The organism is Arachnia propionica, from assembly GCF_003859805.1.
Taxonomy (GTDB): domain Bacteria; phylum Actinomycetota; class Actinomycetes; order Propionibacteriales; family Propionibacteriaceae; genus Arachnia; species Arachnia propionica_C.
The window spans coordinates 1-308 of record NZ_RQZG01000069.1 but is presented as its reverse complement, the minus strand read 5'-3'; the positions used below and the strand labels follow the sequence as shown (position 1 = coordinate 308).

The window sequence follows — 308 nt, the reverse complement described above, 5'->3', positions numbered from 1 at the left end:
CCGGAGTTGTTGCGGCAGCATGATGTGTTCTTGTCGACCTCGAGGGTGGAGGGGTTCGGGTTGGCGGCGGCTGAGGGGATGGCGGTGGGGTTGCCGGTTGTCGCGCCGCGTATTCCGGGGATCAGTGAGGTGGTCACCGATGAGGTCTCGGGGTTGTTGTTCGATCCGGAGGATGTGGGGGAGCCCGGGGTGAGTCTGGAGCGGTTGTTCGGGGATCGGGGTCTGGCGGATCGGTTGGCGGCGGGGGGTCGTGTTGAGGCGGCGCGGTTCACCGCGGATGCCTGCGCCCTGGCCTACGAGGAGCAGTA

The 308-nt window shown here is 67.2% G+C and carries 1 protein-coding gene; it reads left to right on the top strand.

Annotated features, from left to right (window positions below; all coding sequences use genetic code 11):
• Positions 1–30 precede the first annotated feature (30 nt).
• Positions 31–308 (top strand): glycosyltransferase (locus tag EII34_RS15800; protein WP_260425204.1); only part of this gene is annotated, 278 nt, incomplete at its 3' end.